The sequence below is a fragment of the Mucilaginibacter sp. genome, assembly GCF_964263795.1.
Classification (GTDB): Bacteria; Bacteroidota; Bacteroidia; order Sphingobacteriales; family Sphingobacteriaceae; genus Mucilaginibacter.
Genome location: NZ_CAXVWK010000052.1, coordinates 1 through 19,549, shown reverse-complemented (window position 1 = coordinate 19,549; position 19,549 = coordinate 1). Strand labels below are relative to the sequence as shown.

Here is a 19,549-nt window from a genome sequence, read left to right as displayed (position 1 = left end):
TACTGTTTAAAATCATAAAGAATCATGAAGAACTTCTTAATATCACTACCATTCATACTGCTATCGCTTTTACAGCATTGTTCCGGGCAGGTGCCCGCGCAGGATAAGGCCGTTCGCTACCAGGAGGAACGGATGGTTTACCTGCAATGGGATCAAAATAAATTTGAACCCAAAGCCGGCTTTTTGAGCCTCAACCCATATTACTGGCTGACCTGGGGATTATTTCATCCGAATTACCATAAAACGGATCTGCGTCCGCTCAGTGCGTCCGGCCCGCAAACCCAACGGCTGGCATTGGTAGGGGCCATGAACACCACGGATAATAAATATAAACTACAATCTGATACCGTGCGGAACACGGCTTTATCCGAGATCGCCAATCAAACCGGGCTTGCTTCAGATGCCGATCCCTTGTGGCAGTTGTACTACAAAAATGAGCTGAAACCAGTGCTTAATAATTCAATGGCGACAATTTTAGCGGGACTTTCCCCACAGGTAAGCACCAAATTGGTTTCCGAAGGATTATATAGCTGGTACAAAAACGAGCTGGATATGCTGACGGAACGGATCGACGCCGCACATTCAACCACTATGGATCGTGGCGCCCGCATCCTGGCTTACCACCGTTACCTGATGGAATATCGCAGGCTCGCCGGCGTCTGGGCCATCCGTACCTCATCCGCGCAAACAACTATCAATATGGCCGCCCAGCAGCAAAAGCTACAAGCTGGTCAGGTGGCGGTCAGCAACTGGACGCCGCAAACGGATATCCAGATCGCTAAACAAGTTTTACAACACCTGCAATGAAAAAGAAAATATTATTAACTGTTCTGCTCTGTCTATGCATTTCAGTTTTATTTGCTCAATCCAGTCCCAATCCGGATAACACCAAAACCTTGCAGTTCCTGCAGGGGGACGGTGTTTACGAAGCCGGTGTCATGGTGTTTTTAAAAGGCCTGAAAGATTCCGTATGGACACATTTCGACCTGTTTATTACAGACGCCAAAGCGCTTGCCGCTATTTTTATGATCATTTTTTTTGCGATCAAGTCTTATGAAATGATGGTTGGTGACAAGCAATTGGAGATCATGCCATTAATGCGGCCATTTGGTTTGGCCATGGTCATTTTATGGTGGGGCCCATTCGTTAAAATGATCGCCTTCCCAACCGATTTGGTAACCAATCAAACGGAGCAGATGTTTAACAGTGAACAGACGATCGTAAATAACTTAAGGTTAAACCGCTCCAGCCTGATGCTGGCCGTTGCCAACTCGCTTTATACTTACCAGGCACAAACGGAAGTGGCGGAAAAGGAAAGCGATACCTGGTACGGGCAGGCATGGGATTCCATAACCAGCACGGTAAAAGAAGGTATCAGCACCGTGGTTTCACCTTTATTGGAATTAAAGAACCGGCTCACCGTGGGAATGCAGTTGCTCTTTACGCAATTGTTGGAATTGATGGGGATATGGATTTTGCGCCTGGCAGTTTATATCATTTTTATGATACAGATTATTTATTCCTCCATCCTTATCATTCTGGGCCCTTTTGCAGTCGCCGTAAGCATCCTGCCGGCGTTTCGCGATAGCTTCAGCACCTGGATTGCCCGTTTTATTTCTGTTAACCTTTACAGTGGCATCGGCTACCTGATCATGTACCTCACCGGCCTCATGCAGGAATATGCATTGACCTCCGAGATCAGTAAATACAAAGAGTTGGTCGGCGAAAACGGGATGAGCGCCAATCTTGAAAAAATGGCATGGTTTGCCGGAAATGGTATCCTTTCTTTTGGAACGGTAATCATTGTATTCCTGATCGGCGCAATATGTATGTTCACCGTACCCAGCATCTCTACGTGGATCATCTCCACCTCCGGTATCAGTTCGGCCACCTCTACTTTTGGCCGTAGTGCCGGAACTGTTGCGAGTATGGCCCGTAAAGCCACCGGCAGTTTCTTCTAAATCTTCTTGTTCTCCTTTTCCCTTTAATGTCAGGCTGACCCGCAATTGCGGGCCGGCCTTTTTTATTTAACGCCAATAATCATGATCATCAAAAATATTGAAGCCAAAATCAGGCTGGCGACATTCATCGCGGCCGGCAGCCTGCTTACCTCACTGGTCATCGTCGGCATGAATTGCCTTTATGCTTATAAGATGGTTTCCAATGCACAAAAAAGCATCTATATCCTGGATAATAATATCCCGATCCTCGCACGGCAAACCGATGTGCAAATGAACCGCCCTGCCGAGTACAGAGCTGATGTTGACCTTTTTCATTCCCTTTTCTTTTCATTAACGCCGGATGATAATTACATGGAATACCAAATGAAGAAGGCCATGTATCTCGTCGATGAATCTGGGATGCAGCAGTATAATAACCTCAAAGAGAATGGATTTTTTAACTCGATCCTTTCTTCCAGTTCGGTACTGACGCTACAAACGGATTCCATCTCGGTGGATATGCCCAGGCACTATTTCCGTTATTACGGTAAACTCAAAATTGACCGCAGAAGCTCAACAGTCGTTCGTTCCCTGATCACCGAGGGCTACCTGAAAGATATCCCCCGAAGTGATAATAACCCGCACGGTGTATTGATCCTGAACTGGAAAACCCTTGAAAATAAAGACTTGCAAGATGTGGAAAAGAATACATTCTAACAGGGTTCCCAGGGATACACTGTACAGCGAAATACATAAAGAATTCGGCAGCTATTTCGCTATTGCCGGGAACGCAGCTAAACGGGTCGCGAGCACTTATCCAAAGTTTTTTTGGGGATGCATGATCTTTCTTCTGGCTTTATCCTTTGTGCTGTCATTTACTGTCTTTCGAAAACCCAAAAAAGCCAATGTAACGGTAGTTAAAAAAATCAACCCGGTGGAGGATGGCTTTAGCCAGATCTTACAGGCCACCGGAAATATCCGGGAGACCATGAACCTTAAAAAGCTGGTGGACAGCCTCACGGCCAAAAGGCAGCTTTCTGCCAGGGACAGCACCTTATTGGATAGTGCCCTTTCCCGCTTATCCAAAATTCACCAATCACTAAAGTAAAACTTATGAAAATTGATTTTAAGCAGCCCAAATATATGCTGCCACTTATTCTATTGCCCTTTTTGTGCCTTTTCTTTTACGTATGGCAAAGTGGTTTTTCCAAGCCAAAGGAGGAAGTTAAAGAAACCGTAGGGCTAAACGGATCTGTCGGCCAGGTTTCGGCTGATGTGCGCAAAAAACAATTAGCCGATAAACTCGATGCTTACCGCAGCACCTATAAAGAGGCTGATGGCCTAACAGCCGTAAACGTGATCCCCCGCGAAAACTCAAGCAACCCTGCATTTAACAACGATTATTCGGAGCAGCAAAAGAAAAGGCTGGATTCCATCCGGCAAGCCATGAAATTAAAATTTGGCACTGGGAATCATACCAATAGCAGGCAGGAATCAACAACCAGCTTATCCGGGGACCGGCAGGTTGCCCAAGCGATTGAGTCCATCAACAGAAGACAGGCCAATTCTTCACATCCGATAACTGCAGTTGCCAAAGAAAAGGACCCGATGGATGTTTTCAGGGCGCAAATGGCCATTATGGATAGCATCAATAAGCAAAATGATCCTGCCTACAAGGAGGAGCTAAAGAAAAAGCAGGCTGCTGATATGATCGCTAAGGCAAAGCAAAACCAGATCAAACTTTCGGTTGCGAAAGCTGACGTGATCTCCACGGATTTTAATACCGTTTTACCCGAAAAGCAGCCGGCATTTATCAGCGCGGTCATCGATGAAAACATGACCGGTTTTGCAGGGTCACGCCTACGACTGAAATTATTGGAAGATATCAAGGCGGGTAATAACCTCATCAAAAAAGGCACTTACCTTTTCGCACAGATCAATGGTTTTACCGAACAGCGCGTTACGCTCACCATTACATCCATTTTATACGAGGGGAAAATCCTTCCGGTTAAGCTGGATATCTATGATATGGACGGTTTGCCGGGCCTGTATGTACCCTCATCCGCATTTCGCGATTTTACGAAAGACCTGGGCAGCAATTCCATGCAAGGGGTAACCATAGATGGAAGTTCGGGAAATAGCCAGTTTATCATGAGCTCGCTGAGTAAGGTTTTTCAATCAACCTCATCGGCCATAGCTGACCTCATCCGAAAAAACAAGGCAAAGCTTAAATACAATTCCTACCTCTATTTAATTGACCCTGATGCTTTGCAAAACGCTCAAAACGGCGAAGCACAATTGAATGCAGATAAAATGAAATAAAACACTTCACAAAATTCTATTAAAGCGCAGCACTTCAAACTGCCACTTACCGATAATAAAAAATAACAAACATGAAAAAGATCTTATGCTATCTATTGGTGCTATGCGCCCCATCCCTTTATGCCCAGGAAAAACTACCCGTGGTTTACCTGCCGGAAAACCTGACCATACACTTTGTCTCGCCGGAGCCTATACAATATGTGGATATTTCCACCAAGGACCTCATTGGTGATCTTCCACTTAAAAACGTATTGCGGCTAAAACTACGGGATTCACTCAAGTCCTTTTCCGGATCGGTGGTTACGGTTGCCGGTGAAAAGTTTATTGCACAATACCGTCTGTTACCGGGTCTTCCGGGTGTACCTACGGAGATCAATATCGTTCCTGATGACATGCACCCGCTGGACATTTCCGGAATCGGCCTGTCCCAAAATCAACTGAAAGGTTTGGCCCTCAGCCTCATCGCCAAAAGCCCGGATAAACGTATGGAAAAGGTAAAAGCCTTTGGTATTAAAGGACAGCTGAACCATGTATATACGGTTGGTGACTATATTTTTCTGGATATCAGCTATCACAATAAAACAAACCTTAAATATGACATTGCTGATTTCCGGTTCAAAGTGGATGATAAGAAGGTCACCAAAGCGGCCAATAACCAGTCCGTTGAAGTTAAACCGGTGTTCGTGCTGTTAAGCCCGCCGGCATTTGCCAAAAATTACAGGAATATCTTTGTATTTAAAAAGATGTCTTTTCCGGGCAATAAAGTTCTGCATGCTGAGCTAAGCGAAAAGCAGGTTTCCGGCCGTATCGTTACCCTGAGTATTTCCTATCAGGACATACTGGATGCGGATACGCTCCCAAACTAATCCTATTATCATTATCATGACTGATTCCATAGCCTACGATTACGTAAAGCTTGTGTTGGAAGAAGAATTTTTCAGGGCCTACCTGCGCTTTTCCAACAACGGGATTCTCCACTACGAGCTTACCAATATCCTCGAAGTCTGCGCCCCGCTCATCCAGGGCCTTGACGAGGACGACCGCTTCCTAAAATATGAAGTGATCGGCACCATAGCAAATTATTTACAGGAGGTTTAGTATGGCATTTAATCCGGTAAAGAAGATGGCAGATAATATTGCGGCCATCCGAATCGCGCTGGACTTTAATGGACAGCAGCTCTCCGAAACAGAATTAGAAACGCTGAAAAAATATGCCGGTTTCGGCGGGTTAAAAGCAGTATTGTTTCCCCCCGGGGACATTTGGACCTGGGAGAATTTGGGAGCTTCAAAAACCGATCTAAAGCTCTACCCACAAGTGATGGAACTGCATGGCCTGTTGCAGGAACAACTAACATCAAAGGATTATAAGGCAACGATTGATGCCTTGAAAAGTAGTTCACAAACTGCCTATTATACACCAGACTATATTCCAAGGGCGATCTATGCTGCCATGAAAGAGGCCCATATTTTACCAAAACGAATATATGAGCCAAGTGCCGGGGTCGGTGTATTTATTGATGAGGCCGTAGCAGCGTTTGATGGCCTGCAACAGATCAATGCGGTTGAAAAGGATATCCTCACCGGTAAGATCCTCACCGCCTTATGTTCGGTTTCTCAGATACCTGTGGATGTTCAGATCAAAAAACTGGAAGAAACCCCTGCCACAGAAAAAGCGCAATCCGATGTGGTTATCAGCAATATCCCTTTTGGTAAGATCGCGGTTCATGACCCTGCCTATAATAAAAGCGGCATATCAGCTAAAGTGCATACCTATTTCTTCGCTAAGGGGCTGGATAAAATTAAGGATGGCGGCATTTTAGCATATATCGTTACCGAGGCTTTCCTGAATAACCCATCAAACGAAACGGCCCGAAAATACCTGTTTACCTCCGCTGACCTGTTAAGTGTAGCCGTGCTGCCTGCCAACCTGATGAAGGAAAATGCGAATGTAGAAGTTGGCATGCACCTCATCCTGGTACAGAAAAATGATCTAAAGGAAACCCTCACCGAAGCGGAAAGCCAGTTGATCGATACGATAGAGGTAGAAAATTCATTTGGTAAATATTACCTGAACGCCTGGTTAGCCGGCAAAAATGAATTGGTATACGCCGATGAAATTATTGAGGGCACCAATGCACGGGGCAAAGCGTCACGGGTCGCCTGGCAAAATGGCGATATGTTGGACATCGTTCCTTCCCTTCAGGAGCAATTGGTAGCCGGTTTTGCCAATTTTAACTACGCTAAGTGGGAAGCGATTTCCTTTGACACAAAGGAGACGCAACTTAAACAGTTTACCTTTTTGGCGGTACCCCAGCCGCCGAGATCGGAGGATAAAAAAGGTTTGAGTTTTGGCCAGTTAGGCTTGTTCGATGCGCCGGTTCAAACTGACCAGGATAACAAAGCATCAGCTTACCTGGATGATTTGGATAAGCAATTTGTAGATGCCGGTACCGTTCGGCAGATCAGCGTGATCCGCACAACTGCCCGGCCTTTGCATGACAGTATTGTATTGCTCACAGCCCGTTCCAAAGCTAATAACAGGTATGTATATAAGCTTTACAGTAACCTATCCGAGATTTCATTTCCCGGCAAATGGATGTCGGGTAATGTTCTTGGACAGGAGTTGGACAGCCTCTCGGTTAAATTAAAAAGCTTCGGTCATGACCATCGATATGAAGGTGATAGCAGTCTCGAACCGGCTTTTAAACTGCAACCTGATAAGCCGAAAGCCTTTACCGACCTGAAGCCTTTTTATATTAAGGATACCCTGGTTTTATTTAATGGTAAGCTTGGACTTATTGCTGAGCCGCACAACTTCGAAGCTAAATTCGATGCGCTTGATCCACAGCCGGAATTGCCTTTTTACGAGGATTACCTGACCCTGCGGGATATTTACCTGGAGTTATCGGGTTACGAAAATGAGCACGAGATCCAGTTTCCTGAACTACGTAAATCGCTCAACTTTTATTATGATGCCTTCATAGTCAAACATGGCGAGCTGAATAAAAATGCCAACCGGAACCGCATCCTAAATGATGCGGCATTAGGCTTCAAGGTACTGTCCTCTCTCGAAGTCAGGGAGAATGAACAATTTGTTCGCTCCGATATCTTTCACGGGCCGCTTTTTCAGCAAAAGGAAATGCTGAAAACCGATGATCCTGCTGAAGCGCTGGCAAGATGCCTGAACGACACCGGCAGGGTGGATTTAATGCTTATCGGACAGATCACCGGTTTAACAGCGAATGAGATCATCCTGCAATTGGATAAGCAGATCCTGCTCAACCCGCAAACGCTGAACTGGGAAACAACCGATAATTATCTTTCGGGTAATGTTGTGCTGAAATTGAAGGCGGCTGAAAAGCTGGCCGGTGACGATCCGCAAAATCTTCAGTTCGCAAGAAGCCTTGCTGCTATCCGGCGTGTACAGCCTGAACGAATACCATTTGAAAGGCTTGATTTTAATCTTGGGGAGCGCTGGGTGCCGATTGATTTTTACCAGCGGTTTGCAACTGACCTTTTCAAACTGGATACCAAAATAAATTACCTGGCATCCATTGATGACTATAAGGTCAGCTATGCCAAAAAAGGCAATACGATAACCAATGAAGAGTTTTCAGTCACGCCAAAGGAAAGCAACAAGATCACCGGACGCACCTTGTTGGAATATGCCCTCCTCAATACCAATCCTCATTTTACCTACCCGGTAGAACAGTACGGGAAAGTAGTACGGGTACCGGATACGGAAGCGATACAAAACGCGCACCGCAAGGTCGATAATATCAGGGCGCGTTACCTGCTTTGGCTGCTGGAACTGCCGAATGAGGATAAAAAGTATTTAGAAAAGCTATACAATGACACGTACAACTGTTATGCGCTGCGCGAATATGATGGGAGTCACCTGACCTTTCCGGGCCTTGATTTTAAAGCTTTAAAGATCTTAGACCTTTATCCCTCGCAACGAAATGCGACCTGGCGGGTGATTCAAAATAATGGCGGGCTGATCGACCATGAAGTTGGGCTCGGTAAGACCCTGACCATGATCATCGCAGCCATGGAAATGAAACGGTTGGGGATCGTTCATAAACCAATGATCCTGGCTTTAAAGGCTAACGTCCAGCAGATCACCGATACGTTCCGGCTGGCTTATCCAAAAGCTAAATTACTGGCACCGGGCGAAAATGATTTTGAACCGGCCAAGCGCAAACGGATTTTTCACGAGATCAAAAATAACAACTGGGATTGTATCATTTTAACCCATGACCAATTTGGTAAAATCCCCCAGGACCCGGAGATCCAGCGGCAGATCTTAGAGATCGAACTGGACAACACGGAGCTTGATCTACTGGCCATGCAAAGCGGTGGTGAAGAGATCACCAAAGAGAAGCTGAAAGGTTTAGAGATCAGGAAGGAAAACCTGGAGGCCAAGCTGAAAAGCGTGATCGATGCCATCGAAAACCGAAAGGATACCGGTATCAATTTCCGGGAAATGGCTATCGATCACCTGTTCATTGATGAATCCCATAAGTTTAAGAACCTCACGTTTACCACCAGGCATACTAAAGTTGCAGGTTTGGGAAATATCGCCGGCAGTCAGAAAGCGCTTAACATGCTTTTTGCCATTCGTACCTTACAGGACCGCTACGATACGGACCTGTGCGCTACCTTCCTTTCCGGCACCCCAATTTCCAACAGCCTGACGGAAATGTACCTCATTTTTAAGTACCTCCGCCCGAGGGAACTGGAAAGGCAGCATATCAGCAATTTTGATGCATGGGCTGCGGTTTATGCGCGCAAAACAGTCGATTTTGAATTTACGGTCACCAACGAGATCAGGGCGAAGGAACGTTTTCGCCATTTTATTAAAGTACCGGAACTTGCCTTATTTTATAACCAGATCACCGATTACAAGACAGCTAAACATATCAATCTCGATAAGCCGGAAATTGAGGAAACACTGGTCAATATCAAACCCACGCCTGATCAGCAGGACTTCATTAAGCGCCTGATGCAATTCGCCAAGACGGGTGATGCCACCTTTATCGGCAGGCGTCCCCTGACCAAAGATGAGGACAAAGGCCGGATGCTCATCGCCACCAACTATGCCAAGAAAATGGCGGTAGATATGCGGTTGGTAAACCCGGATAAATATGGCGACAACCCAGGCAATAAAGTCAATGTTTGCGCGCGGAATGTGGCAGAGATCTACCATGAAAGTACGCCGCATAAGGGAACGCAGATCGTATTCAGCGATATCGGCACACCGAAACCCGATGAATTTAATGTGTATGATGCCCTGCGGGATAAGCTGATCAATGATTTCAACATCCCGGCGAGTCAAATCACCTTTATACATAACTGGGCGACCGATAAGCAGCGTAAAGAGCTGTTTAAAAAAATGAACGCCGGGGAGATCAGGATTCTCATTGGCAGCACCGAAAAAGCCGGAACAGGTTTAAATGTTCAGGAACGCATCGTTGCCATGCACCATTTGGATATCCCCTGGAAACCTTCTGAACTGGAACAGCGTGATGGCCGCGGGGCACGGCAGGGTAACTGGTTGGCCAAACAGTTTTATGGCAACAAGGTCAGGAACTTCATTTACGCGGTAGAACAATCACTGGACAACTACAAGTTCAACCTGTTAAAAAACAAGCAGATCTTCATTAGCCAGATGAAGAACAATGAATTATCCGTGCGTACCCTGGATGAAGGGGCAATGGATGAACAAAGCGGCATGAGTTTCTCTGAGTATATCGCCATTTTATCAGGGGATACCTCCTTATTGGAAAAGACACGCCTTGAAAAAAAAGTTGCCGAACTGGAAGGGTATAAAGGTGCCCACTTTAAGGAAGTCTCCCGCAGCCGCTACCTTCTGGAAGACCTGGAAAAGAAAAGCCGGGAAACTCAGTCCACTTTGGAACTGCTGCGCAAGGACGAGGTGAGCTACAAAAAAGTCCTGAAACTGGATGAAGACGGAGCCAAACAGAACCCGCTTAAATTAAAAGATTCTGAATTGGCAGATACCGTTGCTATTGGCAATCACCTGATCGCTTTGTATAAAAACTGGTCGCCTGCTGATTATAGCAAGCCAGATCTTCATTTAGGTGAATTGTATGGCTTTGATCTGTTTATCAGGCGAAAGCTGCAAACCATTGAGGATGGTTTCTCCAGTAGGATCACTCATGTAACCTCCCTATACGCAGAAAGCCGGTCAACCGGCATAAAGTATATGCAAAATGGTGGGGCACCTAACATTGACAATCCCAAACATGCGGCAAGGTATTTTTTGGATGCGATCAACAGGGTTATTGGCATGGCGGAGCGATACGAAAAGGAGTTGGATGGTATCAACAAACAAATTCCTGAAGTACGTGAGTTGTCGCTTAGGCCCTTTGACCAGGAGTATGAATTGGCTTCCTTAAAAAAGGAAGTGGAGAAACTCGATATGGAGATCAATCAAAAAATAGCTGAAAGGGAAAAGCAGGCTCAGGCAGATCAAATGACAATTGATGATGTCGATGATTCGATTGAGCTGGTCCCTGCTGGTACTAAACGTTAACATTTAAAATCTAAACTATGGAACAGATCAGTGTCTATACCAAGCCAAGGCCGGTAATCCAATTGGGTGAAACATCGTTTTACGTTGATGCGCAGTGGCAATATCTGATTGAGGTCGAAAACCCCGAAAACCAGATCGATATGGGGGAAGCCCGCTCTTTTAAAGATCGCATCGAATTATGGTATGACCCTTTGATCAGGAATTGTTATAATGGCCCCTTTGTGGCGACACCTCCCGAGCACATTCACATCTACTGGTTTCACTCCTTTAGCGCTTTAGACCCTGCGGGTGAGGCCGCAAAGCTTGATGAACTCAATCCGGAATGGCGGGTGGAATCAGACATCAAGCTGCCTTTGGCTGAAATAGCAGGCAGGTATTTTTTTGTAGATAAAAAGTACAGTTGCTTTTATGAAGTGAATAACTGCTGGAACTCGATTAGTTTTAAGGAGATCACTTGCCGTAAAAAGGCCAAGGGCTTCTTTATCAATCGGACTTACTTTAATACCGCTTTTCCACATGAGATCGCTGCTGCATCAAAAGCACCGTTATGGCCGGAGCATATCATTTTCGCTCCGATAAAGGGCGGCGCTAAAGTGAATAAAATCATAAACGGTTATTTAAGGCGTAAGAATAAGCAGCGCTAACCGCAATTAACAGAGCGATCTGAACAAGCCATCCGCATAAGCCGATCGCTTTTTTTATTTGATAACATTCCTGATATGGAAGAACGGCGAAGCCCTCCTTCCTACACTTAAAAAACAATTATATGGAAGAAACCAGAGAACAGCAAAAACTCCATGGGTTTTTGCAATGCGCCATCTATATATCCATAGGTTTAGAAGCTGCCATTTTTATTTATCATGATGCCCCTTTCTGGGGCATTTTTTTTACGCCACTGGATAAGATCAGCCACCTGGTCATTTATTCCGCCCTGGTTTATAGCAAGCTAACCACGTTTGGCCTCATCTGCCTGGTCAGCATCGGTACGCTGGCAAAAAAGAAAACAGACCTCGACCCTAAAAAACATATCATCTATCCGCTTGTAATCGGTCTGTTTTTATTCTTCGGCAGCCTTGTATTTGCGGGTCGTGCCTCCCCGGTAGCATTTGCCTATACCAGTTGGTATAACCTGCTTTATCTCATTTGCTCATTTTCCGGTGCGCTCATGGTGAGCCTGTCTATGGATAACATCTCCAAGTTTATCAAATCAGGCTTGGGTAAGGATAAATGGAACACCGAAGCAGAAAGCTTCATGCAACCGGTCAAGCGGGTGGAGACGCCTTATTCGGTCAATATCCCCATGCTTTTCTATTACAAAGGAAAAGTAAGAAATGGGTGGATCAATATCTGCAATGTATTTCGCGGCACCATGGTGATCGGTACACCCGGTTCAGGTAAATCGTTTAGTATCGTTAATCCCTTTATTCGCCAGCTGATCGCTAAAGAGTTTGCAGTATGCCTGTATGATTTCAAGTTCCCCGACCTTGGGCATATTGCTTATTACCACTATCTGCTGGCCAAACAGAACGGTAAACTAAAAGGCTTTGCTTTTCATGTCATTAATCTTAATGACATTGAAAGAAGCCGCAGGATCAACCCGTGGCGGGCCGATTATATTAAATCATTGGCCGATGCGGCGGAAACTGCCGAGGCATTGGTGGAGGCATTAAAGAAAGGCGACCGCTCCGGTGGCAGTGATCAATTCTTTACCAGTCTGCTATTAACTTTTTAGCATCCTGTGTTTATTTCATGAGCAAATACAAAGGCGGCATTTATTCCAGCTTCCCCCATGTATTGGCTTTGCTGAACCGCTCTTATGAGGAAATATTTAATGCCCTGACCTCAGAGCCGGAACTGCGTTCGTTGCTGTCACCTTTTATGACCGCTTATAACGCAAAAGCGTTCGACCAGTTGGAGGGACAAATAGGAACGCTGAAAATCTTTATCAGCCGGTTGGCTACAAAAGAAACGTATTGGGTATTCTCAGGGAATGACTTTGATTTGAAGATCTCCGATAAGGAAAATCCCGGTATGCTGGTACTGGCAAATGACCCGAACACCCAAAATATCAATTCGGCCTGCTATTCTATCATCATCAACCGCCTTACCAAGTTGATCAATACCAAAGGCAATTTGCCTTCCGCGCTGATCGTGGATGAAGTACCCACCTTATTTGTTCACCGCGTGGAAAATCTAATAGCAACTGCCAGGTCGAATAAGGTAGCCGTTTTGATGGGATTACAGGAGTTGCCACAGTTCAACCAGCAATACGGAAAAGATACTGCAGCCACCATCACCGCTGTAGTGGGTACTGTGCTTTCCGGTTCGGTCAGAAATAAGGACACGCTGGAATGGCTGGAGCGCCTCTTTGGTAAATCCAAACAGATCGGTGAAGGCCTGTCCATCGACCGCAATAAAACTTCGACCTCCCTGAATGAAAAACTGGAAGCACTTATCCCCGCAGGAAAAATCGCATCGCTTAATTCCGGTGAGATGGTTGGTGTCATCGCCGCCGACGCACAGGAAAAGTTTACCGGTCAATTTGAAACTTCTGCAGTTAACTGCCGGATCAATCTCGATATGGAAGCCATCAAGCGGGAAGAAAAAGGCTATAAGCCTTTGCCGTCCTTTTATGATTTCGGCGGGAAGCTTGATGAAAAACTACGGCAGAACTTTAACCATATCAGCCAGGAAATACAGGAAATGGTATTGGCATTCAAACCGCCAGCACCGGTTACACCAGTTAAAGCCACCATGAGAAAATGAAAGAAGAAGCCAACGAAATACAGTTGCCCCACTATTTGTTGGTACACCCTGACCTGAAAGAAGACCCGGCAAATAAACAGGGCGAGATCGGTTTTATAACAGCCGCAATTCTCAATACCGATGAATTTTATATGGGTTTTGACGACCATGAAGTCGGCTTTTACGGTGCTGATGCCCTGCTCACCTTCAGAGAGCCTGGCGACATCTATGATTATATGCATGAAAATGCGCTCAGGCTATCTGTAGATGATTTTAAAGACTTGAAAAACATCGCGCTCTTACTGGATCATGGAACAGAAAAACATATCCGAACCGCAATGGAACTGGTTAAAAAGAACGGCAACATTCGCGATGCGGTGACCATTGGTTTAGACCAGTTTCTTGGAATAGATCAAACCAGGGGTTTGAAAAGATAAGCCCTTACATGCCGAACAGCCATTTATAAATTCAAACAAACATTTAAAGCAATTAGCATGAAACAAAAAGAAACTATGGGCTTGATGGTCATGGTCAGCCCGGTCCTTTGGACTTCTGACCACGTTGGCCAGATCGGCCTCATTGAATTTACAGACTTTGAAGCAGATAAAATAGGCGTACGGTTTGAGGACGAGGAGGTAGATGCTTTCAGCGCTAAAACACTGTTTGTCCTGAAAGCTACGGAAGAATTGAAGTCATTGGCGGAAAAATTCAGGTCCATGCAATGGCCGCCAGTAGCTCAAAATCTGCAAACACTGGCATTGCTGCAGGCATCCGGATCGCCCGACCAACTGAAAAAGGCCTATATCCTCCTACAAGATGACCCGGAACTTCATCGCGAAGCTACCATCCGGTTGAACGAGGTCATCGACTTAACGCCAACACGAAAGGTTGGCAGGTAAACATTTAACAATTAAACATCATGGAAAATCAAACGTTAACCGGCACACTCGTTTTGGTGCAGCCGGATTTAGAAACTGACCCGGAAAATAAGAGGGGGCACATCGGCGTGTTAACCTATGCCAGGTCTGAAACAGAAAATTATGTACGGTTCCCCGAGGGCGGGGAAGCATTTTACCCTGCAGCGCAGGTCATGATGCTGAAAGATAAACAGGAGATCTTCAATGACCTGACTAACAACGGCTCGTCCATGCCGCTCGATGATTTTAAGGCCATGTACAAGATCATGCTGTTACTGGACAGGGGCACCTCACAGGCTTTGTACTCCGCTTTAGCTATCGCTAACGATCATCCCGGTTTACAGGAAAAGGTACTGGCTTCTATCAGCCCTGCTCAAAAACAGGAATTGGCGAAATCATATAGCCGATGAAACTACTGATCAGCTTCTGCCTGGTCTGCCTGCCTCTTAAACATCTAAAAATAAATTCCGAATACGGTTACCGGATCCACCCTCTTACCGGCAAATACGCCATGCATGCGGGTGTCGATCTCAAAGCCCGCCATGATACCGTTTATGCGATCCTTAGTGGACTGGTCAAAACAACGGGCTATGATAATGGCCTGGGCATCAACATTCGGCTGGCTCATAGCGCGGTCGAATCCAAATACGGCCACCTCAGCCAAATTTTTGTAATACCTACCGATAGCGTAACTGCCGGTGAGCCTATCGGCATCACCGGGGCTACCGGACACGTGACCGGCGAGCACCTGCACTTCAGCATTTGCTACAAGCATCAATACATCAATCCAATTAAATTTTTATACGAACTGCTTAAAAAACAAAACAATGAGCAAAAATTTCAAACCACTGCCGATCCAGCTTTCAGACAAGCTGATCGCTGAAATCAAAGAGGGTAACTCCCTGTTTCAAAAACCGGTTAAAGAAAATGGCATGCCTGCCTTTGTTAAACCGATCAACCCAACAACCGGGAAAGGATATAGTGCCATGAATGCGCTAATCCTCGGTATGCAGCGCCATGAAGACCCACGCTGGATGTCGGCTGATGCCGCGCGTTATGCCGGGAATTGGGTAAAAAAGGATGAAACCGGTACCCTGATCGAGTTTCCAAAAACGAGCGACATTCAGGCTATCCGCACCGCTGAGGGTAAGGTCATCAAGGATGATGCGGGTGTTACCCAAACCAAAAAGGTAGAATTTGATAAACCGCAGCGGGGCCAGGCTTTCCTTTTCAATGGCAGCCAGCTGAAAGACCTCGAACCATTGGAAGAGTTTTTGGCCAAACAAAATGAAGGCCAAACCCTTTCACCCATCGAACGGGCTGCAAAACTGATCGATGACAGCAAAGCGGTGATCATTCACGGTGGTCAGGAGGCTTATTATGACAAGGTTCGCGACGCGATCATCATGCCCGAGCCGGAACATTTTGAGAACGAAACCAAATACCTGCAGGCTGCCATTCACCAACTGGCGCACTGGACTGGCCATGAAAGCCGCCTTAATCGTCCGATGGAGGGTAAATTTGGTTCCCTTGATTATGCGCGCGAAGAAATGCGCGCCGCCATTGCCGGTATCCTGATCGGTGGTGAATTAAAGGTCGGCCATAACTTTGGGCAACAAGCTGCCTACATGAACAACTTTGCCAAGATCCTAAAGGACGAACCTTTTGAAATTGTAAAAGCATCCCGTGATGCACAAAAAATAGCTAACCTATTATTGGGCGTTTCACTAAAACGGGAACAAAAACAAGGTGCCGAAACCATAGGATTTAATAAAGGTGATGAGATTGCCTATATGGATACTACCTATAAGGTACTGGAAACCTATAAAACCAAGAGTATCAAAGTAGAAGATGCCGAAGGGACCCGCAAAGTGCTAAAGCCGGAATACGGCCTTTACAAATCCTTGCTGGAGGCCAAAACCAATCCCCGTGAACCGGAATTGGTTTTAGAGGAAGAACAGGGCCAGTCCGAGGAACAGGGGCAAACTCCAAAAATAGGCCGTTAATATGAACCCGATAACGTTTCACGAAAATGATCTCCCGGTCAAGGACCTGGAGACAATCGGGCTGGCCTCAGGAGGCCAGCTCCTGTTAAATGTCGATGACCTGAAAGCACTGCTTTCAGGTCGCCGTACTTCTCTGCTCGAATTGCACGATTTGGAAACCGATAACATCAAGATCAAATCCATCAACGCCAAAATCTCTTTGAAGCTCAACGAATCCGGCAAGCTGGATTTATTGATTAATCCCATCTACCGCAAGACGGATATCCCTGACTTCCTCAACGAAACGGAAGCTCAGCAATTGCGCAAAGGTGAAGTCGCTAACTTATTAAAGATCACATTGGATAACCACGGCAACAAAAAAGAAATGCTGGTTGAATATGACCCGGAAACAAAGGAATTTATTGTATCAGATACGGATAAGATCCTGGCACCGGATATGGTTAATAATGAATTCTTAACACCTGCGCAAAAAGAGGCCTATCGGAAAGGTAAAGAAGTTCAGATTGCTGATGGTACTAAATTAAATTATTCAGCCACAGACCATCATGGCATTCGCTCTAATAAATTAAGGCTTGTCGCTTCAATATTGATTGATGGCGGCCTTTCTTATATGGTGTACAAGGGCCTGAATGCAATGTTTAACCAGAAGCGCGATCAGAAATCTGCTGAAAAATTAAGTCCTGGTTATCATCAGGCGCTTAAGGATATCGAGAACCAGCGTGGATTTAAACCGCATGAGTTTGAACAATCCCGAAGCCGCAAAGGGCGGTAAGACAGATGAATAACCTTTTAACAAGGCTTGGTATTCCATTGGAAGTCCAGGCCTTTTTTAATGCAACGCCTGATCTGTCCTTTTCCTATGGCGATCAATATGAACGTTATGGCGAAGGCTTTCACATTGTCCCTTCGACAACAAATCTCTGGTTTGCAGGAACTCAACATGCAACCGATTTGATAATTACTTATTCGGCAATGGAAGCAATTGCATTCATTACCCTAAACCGCCATCGGTATCCCAGGCTTGAACAACTGGCATTTGTCGCTATTGGAAACAGGTTGCATCCAGGTCAGGGTGAATGGATCGGGCAGCACTTTCCGTGCCGCAAGGTCATACTTGCATTTGGAAAGGACTTGGTTGGGCATCTCACGGATATCAAGTTAACATCAGCTATCAAAAATATCCCGGTTAGAATCCTTCATAGGGATGCAGAAATTCATATTTATAGAAATAGCCGCCTGCGGGTTTTCCACCAGGAGCAGGTTTCCTTGCATGCCTTCCAGGAATCCTTTGGTATTCGCCCCCGTTTCCGAACCGCTAAGTCGGTTCGATCATTAACCTTTTTAGACCAACTAAAATATGAATCAGAACGATGATATTTTATTAAGGCCAGCCATGCTGTTTGCCTTTTTCAAAGCATTTCCGCTTATCCTGTTAGCGCTGACGTTTCTGCTGCTGGCCTGGTACCTCTCGCCTTATTTTGTTCTATTTAGCCTCGCTGTATGCGGACTGGCCTGGTACCGTCTGCTATATATCCGAAGTTTTAAATATCTGGTTAGCGTAGAATATATACTGATCACAAAAGGCATATTATTTAAACGCATTGACCAGGTGGAGATGTTCCGGGTGAAGGATTATATTATTACACAGCCGTTCCTGTTGCAAATATGCAAACTGATGTACCTCACCTTAAAAAGTACCGATGAAGAAAACAAGGTTATCCGCTTTGAGGGTATCCCTGAATCCGGCATCCTTGATACCATTCGGGATAGGGTTTTGAGCGCCCGTAAAAACAACAATATTTATGAATTAAATTAAGTAAGTACTTGGAAATTACTAATTTAATTAGTAATTTTAATTAATAAATGATTGTCATGAAAGCTATTGTACGTAACATATTATTAACCTGTATCATATCCATGTTTGCCTTTTTTGGGGCTGTTGGAAGGAAGCATACCAAGGCTGAAATGACCGAAGTTCAAAAGGCGGAGGCGAGGAAGGAAACATTAACCTGTTTAGCAGTTGCCTTCATAGCTTGCGGTGCCTGTGCCTGGAGGTGTAACGTTCTTTATAAAAGATTAAATGAAGAACGGGAATATCAGCGCAGGTTCAATGAGTACATGCGTAACTCTGCGTTTAACAGGCATTATTGAAAAATAATTGATAATTTGCAACATCTAATATACCGGCGACCTGCCGGTTAATTGTGATAAGGTTTAGGTTGAAAGTCCCCGGCAGCGAGTGTTTGGGGACTTTTATTTTTTACCTATCTCACCCTAACCAGGCTTCCCTTAGCCCCATCACTCAATTTTATGGACCCTTCAAAACAGCCCGCGTTTAAATCAACCGGGACGATAACGGAAAAGGAACTGATTGAACTTTATGGACCGATGCTTCGTGCAGAACTTGTTCTGAAATTCGCTGAACACAAAAATTTCGACGCTGCCAGGGAAAGTTTTGAAACATGGAATGAAAATGAAATTACCCAAGCGGATAACATGCTCTTTCATAATAATCGGCTTTCGCCCAAATCTCACGAAAGTTGGGAGACATACATTGCTAACGTGTTCCTTAAAGTGTTAATTAATGAATATGAGCAGCACAAGCAGGAAATGATAAGGATTCGCATGGAAGATCCCGTGCAGCAACAAAAGGCCGAAGAACTGTTAAAAATTCGTCAATCAGGCAAACTGCCACATATCGATCTTGCCGGAACTGATTTTACAGTGGATTGGCGATTGAGGCAAATGAGGGATACTGAACAGCCCTGGAAAAATATTAGCTTTGATGATTTTGAGATGGATGATTATGGCGATAGTTACCTGTGTTTTTTCAATACCCAGACACATGAACTTTATATGCCACCGGAAGACTTAATGGAATTGCCGGAAAATGTCGTGGTTCTTGAAATACCAAACGAGCTCCATCTCGATCCTGTTGCAGTGGCACGTGAATACGGGTCGGATCTTTCAGAACTGTTACGAGAATATCCCATAACAGCGAATTTAGCAGCCAAAGTTTTCCCTTTATCTGAATCGGGCTTACCTGAATTGATTGAAAAT

19 protein-coding genes and 1 pseudogene are annotated in these 19,549 nt (G+C 45.3%); all 20 read left to right on the top strand.

Going from position 1 to position 19,549, the window contains the following annotated elements; translation table 11 throughout:
• Window positions 1-24: 24 nt before the first annotated feature.
• Complete coding sequence (locus tag ACE5CV_RS08860; protein WP_374949809.1) at window positions 25-807, top strand: hypothetical protein; 783 nt, start codon at window positions 25-27, stop codon at window positions 805-807.
• On the top strand, window positions 804-1,961 hold the full coding sequence (locus ACE5CV_RS08855) for a plasmid transfer protein (protein WP_374949808.1): 1,158 nt from the start codon (window positions 804-806) through the stop codon (window positions 1,959-1,961). The genes ACE5CV_RS08860 and ACE5CV_RS08855 overlap by 4 nt, the downstream gene beginning before the upstream one ends.
• Window positions 1,962-2,042: 81 nt before the next feature.
• Window positions 2,043-2,657 (top strand): conjugative transposon protein TraK, encoded by a 615-nt coding sequence (gene traK / locus ACE5CV_RS08850; RefSeq protein WP_374949807.1) that lies wholly within the window; start codon window positions 2,043-2,045, stop codon window positions 2,655-2,657.
• Window positions 2,635-3,048, top strand: coding sequence for a hypothetical protein (locus ACE5CV_RS08845; RefSeq protein WP_374949806.1), 414 nt, complete (start codon window positions 2,635-2,637; stop codon window positions 3,046-3,048). The genes traK and ACE5CV_RS08845 overlap by 23 nt, the downstream gene beginning before the upstream one ends.
• Window positions 3,049-3,053: 5 nt before the next feature.
• On the top strand, window positions 3,054-4,262 hold the full coding sequence (traM, locus tag ACE5CV_RS08840) for a conjugative transposon protein TraM (protein WP_374949805.1): 1,209 nt from the start codon (window positions 3,054-3,056) through the stop codon (window positions 4,260-4,262).
• A 71-nt stretch (window positions 4,263-4,333) separates the two neighbouring features.
• The gene (locus ACE5CV_RS08835) at window positions 4,334-5,128 is read left to right on the top strand and encodes a DUF4138 domain-containing protein (protein ID WP_374949804.1); all 795 of its coding nucleotides are present in this window, start codon (window positions 4,334-4,336) and stop codon (window positions 5,126-5,128) included.
• Window positions 5,129-5,144: 16 nt separating this feature from the next.
• Entirely contained in the window at window positions 5,145-5,360 is a 216-nt protein-coding gene (locus tag ACE5CV_RS08830) for a hypothetical protein (RefSeq protein ID WP_292945205.1), read from the top strand.
• A gap of 1 nt (window position 5,361) precedes the next feature.
• Window positions 5,362-10,821, top strand: a complete 5,460-nt coding sequence (locus ACE5CV_RS08825; protein WP_374949803.1) for a helicase-related protein — start codon at window positions 5,362-5,364, stop codon at window positions 10,819-10,821.
• A 17-nt stretch (window positions 10,822-10,838) separates the two neighbouring features.
• Window positions 10,839-11,465 carry a hypothetical protein gene (locus tag ACE5CV_RS08820; protein ID WP_374949802.1) on the top strand — a complete coding sequence of 209 codons (627 nt, stop codon included), beginning with the start codon at window positions 10,839-10,841 and terminating at the stop codon, window positions 11,463-11,465.
• 122 nt (window positions 11,466-11,587) lie between these two features.
• Window positions 11,588-13,587, top strand: a pseudogene (locus ACE5CV_RS08815) (type IV secretion system DNA-binding domain-containing protein).
• Window positions 13,584-14,003, top strand: a complete 420-nt coding sequence (locus ACE5CV_RS08810) for a hypothetical protein (RefSeq protein WP_374949801.1) — start codon at window positions 13,584-13,586, stop codon at window positions 14,001-14,003. Before ACE5CV_RS08815 ends, ACE5CV_RS08810 begins: the two are co-directional and overlap by 4 nt.
• Before the next feature lie 57 nt (window positions 14,004-14,060).
• Window positions 14,061-14,465, top strand: a complete 405-nt coding sequence (locus tag ACE5CV_RS08805; RefSeq protein ID WP_374949800.1) for a hypothetical protein — start codon at window positions 14,061-14,063, stop codon at window positions 14,463-14,465.
• Between the two features lie 20 nt (window positions 14,466-14,485).
• Window positions 14,486-14,893 (top strand): hypothetical protein, encoded by a 408-nt coding sequence (locus tag ACE5CV_RS08800; protein WP_374949799.1) that lies wholly within the window; start codon window positions 14,486-14,488, stop codon window positions 14,891-14,893.
• A complete protein-coding gene (locus ACE5CV_RS08795) occupies window positions 14,890-15,366 on the top strand; it encodes a M23 family metallopeptidase (protein WP_374949798.1) in 477 nt (158 codons plus the stop codon). The genes ACE5CV_RS08800 and ACE5CV_RS08795 overlap by 4 nt, the downstream gene beginning before the upstream one ends.
• Window positions 15,311-16,489 carry a zincin-like metallopeptidase domain-containing protein gene (locus ACE5CV_RS08790; RefSeq protein WP_374949797.1) on the top strand — a complete coding sequence of 393 codons (1,179 nt, stop codon included), beginning with the start codon at window positions 15,311-15,313 and terminating at the stop codon, window positions 16,487-16,489. Before ACE5CV_RS08795 ends, ACE5CV_RS08790 begins: the two co-directional genes overlap by 56 nt.
• Before the next feature lies 1 nt (window position 16,490).
• On the top strand, window positions 16,491-17,261 hold the full coding sequence (locus ACE5CV_RS08785; protein ID WP_374949796.1) for a DUF4099 domain-containing protein: 771 nt from the start codon (window positions 16,491-16,493) through the stop codon (window positions 17,259-17,261).
• A 5-nt stretch (window positions 17,262-17,266) separates the two neighbouring features.
• Entirely contained in the window at window positions 17,267-17,863 is a 597-nt protein-coding gene (locus tag ACE5CV_RS08780) for a hypothetical protein (RefSeq protein ID WP_374949795.1), read from the top strand.
• Window positions 17,847-18,305 (top strand): PH domain-containing protein, encoded by a 459-nt coding sequence (locus tag ACE5CV_RS08775; RefSeq protein WP_374949794.1) that lies wholly within the window; start codon window positions 17,847-17,849, stop codon window positions 18,303-18,305. Before ACE5CV_RS08780 ends, ACE5CV_RS08775 begins: the two co-directional genes overlap by 17 nt.
• A 56-nt stretch (window positions 18,306-18,361) precedes the next feature.
• Entirely contained in the window at window positions 18,362-18,640 is a 279-nt protein-coding gene (locus ACE5CV_RS08770; RefSeq protein ID WP_374949793.1) for a hypothetical protein, read from the top strand.
• Window positions 18,641-18,799: 159 nt separating this feature from the next.
• Window positions 18,800-19,549, top strand: a 750-nt coding sequence (locus ACE5CV_RS08765) for a hypothetical protein (RefSeq protein WP_374949792.1), incomplete at its 3' end; no start/stop codon positions are given.

Excerpts from the sequence above, each read along its gene's own strand:
- ACE5CV_RS08860 (WP_374949809.1), top strand. The coding sequence starts at position 25 with ATGAAGAACTTCTTAATATCACTACCATTCATACTGCTATCGCTTTTA.
- ACE5CV_RS08855 (WP_374949808.1), top strand. The coding sequence starts at position 804 with ATGAAAAAGAAAATATTATTAACTGTTCTGCTCTGTCTATGCATTTCA.
- traK (WP_374949807.1), top strand. The coding sequence starts at position 2,043 with ATGATCATCAAAAATATTGAAGCCAAAATCAGGCTGGCGACATTCATC.
- ACE5CV_RS08845 (WP_374949806.1), top strand. The coding sequence starts at position 2,635 with ATGTGGAAAAGAATACATTCTAACAGGGTTCCCAGGGATACACTGTAC.
- traM (WP_374949805.1), top strand. The coding sequence starts at position 3,054 with ATGAAAATTGATTTTAAGCAGCCCAAATATATGCTGCCACTTATTCTA.
- ACE5CV_RS08835 (WP_374949804.1), top strand. The coding sequence starts at position 4,334 with ATGAAAAAGATCTTATGCTATCTATTGGTGCTATGCGCCCCATCCCTT.
- ACE5CV_RS08830 (WP_292945205.1), top strand. The coding sequence starts at position 5,145 with ATGACTGATTCCATAGCCTACGATTACGTAAAGCTTGTGTTGGAAGAA.
- ACE5CV_RS08825 (WP_374949803.1), top strand. The coding sequence starts at position 5,362 with ATGGCATTTAATCCGGTAAAGAAGATGGCAGATAATATTGCGGCCATC.
- ACE5CV_RS08820 (WP_374949802.1), top strand. The coding sequence starts at position 10,839 with ATGGAACAGATCAGTGTCTATACCAAGCCAAGGCCGGTAATCCAATTG.
- ACE5CV_RS08810 (WP_374949801.1), top strand. The coding sequence starts at position 13,584 with ATGAAAGAAGAAGCCAACGAAATACAGTTGCCCCACTATTTGTTGGTA.
- ACE5CV_RS08805 (WP_374949800.1), top strand. The coding sequence starts at position 14,061 with ATGAAACAAAAAGAAACTATGGGCTTGATGGTCATGGTCAGCCCGGTC.
- ACE5CV_RS08800 (WP_374949799.1), top strand. The coding sequence starts at position 14,486 with ATGGAAAATCAAACGTTAACCGGCACACTCGTTTTGGTGCAGCCGGAT.
- ACE5CV_RS08795 (WP_374949798.1), top strand. The coding sequence starts at position 14,890 with ATGAAACTACTGATCAGCTTCTGCCTGGTCTGCCTGCCTCTTAAACAT.
- ACE5CV_RS08790 (WP_374949797.1), top strand. The coding sequence starts at position 15,311 with ATGAGCAAAAATTTCAAACCACTGCCGATCCAGCTTTCAGACAAGCTG.
- ACE5CV_RS08785 (WP_374949796.1), top strand. The coding sequence starts at position 16,491 with ATGAACCCGATAACGTTTCACGAAAATGATCTCCCGGTCAAGGACCTG.
- ACE5CV_RS08780 (WP_374949795.1), top strand. The coding sequence starts at position 17,267 with ATGAATAACCTTTTAACAAGGCTTGGTATTCCATTGGAAGTCCAGGCC.
- ACE5CV_RS08775 (WP_374949794.1), top strand. The coding sequence starts at position 17,847 with ATGAATCAGAACGATGATATTTTATTAAGGCCAGCCATGCTGTTTGCC.
- ACE5CV_RS08770 (WP_374949793.1), top strand. The coding sequence starts at position 18,362 with ATGAAAGCTATTGTACGTAACATATTATTAACCTGTATCATATCCATG.